The sequence below is a fragment of the Xenophilus sp. genome (genome assembly GCF_044462705.1).
GTDB lineage: Bacteria > Pseudomonadota > Gammaproteobacteria > Burkholderiales > Burkholderiaceae_C > Xenophilus > Xenophilus azovorans.
The window spans coordinates 1-3,281 of the sequence record NZ_JBIQNC010000162.1 but is presented as its reverse complement, the minus strand read 5'-3'; the positions used below and the strand labels follow the sequence as shown (position 1 = coordinate 3,281).

Genomic DNA, 3,281 nt, shown 5'->3' with positions numbered 1-3,281 from the left:
TTCCACTGCACGCGCAGCTCGCGCATCGCCTGCTCGGCGTGCTCCTCGCGCTCGGCGACGATGCCGACGAAGTCGCGGATCGCCACCACCGCGCGGATGCCGGGGATGTGCGCGATGGAGGCTTCGTCGACCGACGCCAGCGTGTTGCCGATGAACTCGCCGTGGTCTGCGCCGGCGTACGGCGGGCGCACCACGCGGCCGTGCAGCATGCCGGGCAGGCGCATGTCGTGCACGAAGACCAGCTCGCCTGCCAGCTTGGCGGGGATGTCCACGCGCGGCTGCGCGGTGCCGACGATACGGTAGTCCTCGGGGCGCTTCGTCTTCGCCTCCGTGTCCAGCCGCAGCACGGTGCGCTGCCCGGCGACCAGCGCGGCGAAGGACAGGTGGCGTGCCGGTTCCTCGCGCACGCGCACGATGCCCAGCCGCACGTCGAGCGCGTCGATCGGCACGCCCAACTGCTCGGCGGCACGCGCCAGCAGCCAGGCGCGCGCCTGGGCCGCGGCCAGGCGCAGCGGTTGCGCGTGGATCTGGATGGAGGCGCTGGCGATGGTGGCGCCCTGGTTGGGCGCGGCGGCGGTGTGGCCCAGCACCATCTTCACGCAGGCCAGCGTCAGGTCCAGCTCCTCGGCCACGATCTGCGCCAGCGCGGTCTGGATGCCGGTGCCCAGGTCCACGTGGCCGTTCAGCGCGCTGACGCTGCCGTCGTCCCAGACGGCGAGCAGGACCTCGTCGCCCTCGGTCGGGTTCGGCGGCACCGCGGGGGGCTGGCCGGGCGCCGGCGCCGCCGCCGCGGGCGTCTCGCGCACCACCACCAGCACGCCCTCGGCCGAGAGGAATTCGGCCCGCGTGCGCGGGCGGCTGGCGCGGCGCCGGTCCGTCATGGGGCGCTGCGGTCCTCGCCGGCGAGGCGCGCGGCGGCCAGGCTCACCGCGCGCAGGATCTCCACGTGCGTGCCGCAGCGGCACAGGTTGCCCGACAGCTCGCTGCGGATGCGCGCCTCGTCGGGCCGCGGCTCGCGTGCCAGCAGCGCCGCCGCCTGCATCACCATGCCGTTCAGGCAGTAGCCGCACTGCGCGGCCTGCGCGTCCTCGAAGGCCTGCTGCACGGGATGGAAGGCTGCCCGGCTTCCAAGCCCCTCCAGCGTGGTGATGTGGCGCCCGGCCACGCCGTGCGCCGGGATCACGCACGAGCGCGCCGCCACGCCGTCGACGTGCACCGTGCACGCGCCGCACTGGCCCAGCCCGCAGCCGTACTTGGGCCCGTTCAGGCCCAGGTCGTTGCGCAGCAGGTGCAGCAGCGAGGCTTCGCGCGACGCGGCCAGCGCATGCGGCCGGCCATTGACATGAAGAGCGAGCGGCAGGCTATCGCCGCAACTGGCCGGCACCGGTGTACATCTCCAGGTCCACGAAGGTGGAGCCGTTGTGGTTCTTGGCGCTGTACTCGACCGGGAACTCGCCGAAGCTGGCGCGCCCGATGCTTTCCAGGCCGGCGATGAAGCTGTCGCGCGTGAGCGCCTGGCCGCCGCGCCGCAGCCCTTCGGTCATGACGCGGCCGACGATGTAGCCCTCCAGCGCGGTGTAGCTGTCGATCTTCTGGCCGAAGGCGGCGCGGTCGCGCTGGTAGTCGGCCACGATGGGCACGCGCAGCGACTGCGGCGGCGGCACGATGCTGGCGGTGACCAGGCCGGCCAGCTTGCCTTCCAGCCGCTGGGCCGAGCCCTTGGCGTCGGTGATGCCGACGGACAGCGTGTACAGCTGAGCGCCCGCGCCGCTGGCGCGGTAGTCGCGGATGAACACGTCGACCATGCGGCCGGCCATGATCATCACGACGGCGCCCGGCGCGGCGGCCTTGAGGCCGGCGGCCACCTCTTTGGCGTCGGTGGCGGCGATGGCCATCGACAGCTTCTTCACCACCGGGACCTTGTACTCGGCCGCGAGCTGCTCGCAGGTGGCGAGGTTGGAGGTGCCGAAGGCGCTGTCCTGGAACACCACCGCGATGTTCCGGATGCCGATGGTCGAGAGGTGGCTGATGATCTTGCGCAGCTCCAGGTCGTAGCCGGCGCGCACGTGGAACAGCAGGCGGTTGACGCTGGTGCGGAAGGAGGTGGTGCCCACCAGCGGCGCGAACATGGGCACGCCGGCCTTCTCGCACAGGGGCATGGCGGCCGCCAGGTTGCCGGTGGCGACGTAGCCCGTCAGCGCGAACACCTTGTCCTGCTCGATCAGGCGCGTGGTGTTCACCGCGGTCTTCGCCGGCTCGTACACGTCGTCGTGCGAGACCAGCTCGATGCGCCGGCCGTTGACGCCGCCGGCCTTGTTGATGCGGTCGAAGCTCAGCTGGAGGCCGGCGCGGTAGTCGATGCCGAAGTCCTGCGCGGGCCCGCTGAACACCGCCGACTGGCCCAGCCGGATCGTGTCGTCGGAGACGCCGTTGGCGGCGGCTGCGCGGCGCACCAGGGCCGGCCCGAAGGCCAGCGACGCGCCGCCTGCGGCGAGGGCGCGGCGCCTGGAAACACGAAGGGACGGCGTCATGGGCACGGGCCTTTCAGGCAGCGATATCGGTGGACTGGATGCGCTTGACGCCCTTGGCCGCCATGTTCTTCCAGGCCTTGGCCAGCGAGCCGTCGAGGTCGATGGCGCGCGTGGCGTCCTCGATCACGTAGACCTCGAATCCGGCGGCGCGTGCGTCCAGCGCCGTCCAGGCGACGCAGAAGTCGGTCGCCAGGCCGGTGACGTACACGGTCCTGATGCCGCGCGCCTTCAGGTAGCCGGCCAGGCCGGTCACCGTCTTGCGGTCGGCCTCCTGGAAGGCGGAATAACTGTCCACGCCGGGGTTGAAGCCCTTGCGGATGATGAGCTGCGCGGTGGGCAGCTTCAGGTCCTTGTGCAGGGCCGCGTCGTCGGTGCCCTGCACGCAGTGGTCGGGCCACAGCACCTGGTTGCCGTAGCTCAGCTTGATGCTGGAGAAGGCCTTCTGCCCCGCATGCGCGCTGGCGAAGGAGGCGTGGCCGGGCGTGTGCCAGTCCTGCGTGACGACGATGTTGCGGAACTTCGGCGCCAGCGCGTTGATGACCGGCACCACTTCGGCGCCGCCCTTGACGGGCAGCGTGCCGCCGTCGACGAAGCAGTTCTGTACGTCGACCACGATCAGCGCCGACTTGGCGTCGGGCTTGGCACCGGCCGCCCACAGCGGCGGCACGGCGCCCGCGATGCCCAGCGCGGCGGCGGCGCGCAGGAAGCGGCGGCGTTGAGGTGTGTTCGTCATGGCAAGGCCCTCCGGGT

4 protein-coding genes are annotated in these 3,281 nt (G+C 72.0%); all 4 read right to left on the bottom strand.

Annotated elements, in window-relative coordinates:
• A partial coding sequence (locus tag ACIY1X_RS19890; protein ID WP_399683855.1) for a molybdopterin cofactor-binding domain-containing protein occupies window positions 1-881 on the bottom strand: 881 nt, incomplete at its 3' end.
• On the bottom strand, window positions 878-1,384 hold the full coding sequence (locus ACIY1X_RS19885; protein WP_399683852.1) for a (2Fe-2S)-binding protein: 507 nt from the start codon (window positions 1,382-1,384) through the stop codon (window positions 878-880). The genes ACIY1X_RS19885 and ACIY1X_RS19890, both read right to left, overlap by 4 nt.
• Window positions 1,362-2,531: an ABC transporter substrate-binding protein gene (locus ACIY1X_RS19880; RefSeq protein WP_399683850.1), complete on the bottom strand. Its 1,170-nt coding sequence runs from the start codon at window positions 2,529-2,531 to the stop codon at window positions 1,362-1,364. Before ACIY1X_RS19880 ends, ACIY1X_RS19885 begins: the two co-directional genes overlap by 23 nt.
• 13 nt (window positions 2,532-2,544) lie before the next feature.
• On the bottom strand, window positions 2,545-3,264 hold the full coding sequence (gene pncA, locus ACIY1X_RS19875; RefSeq protein ID WP_399683866.1) for a bifunctional nicotinamidase/pyrazinamidase: 720 nt from the start codon (window positions 3,262-3,264) through the stop codon (window positions 2,545-2,547).
• Window positions 3,265-3,281: the final 17 nt, after the last annotated feature.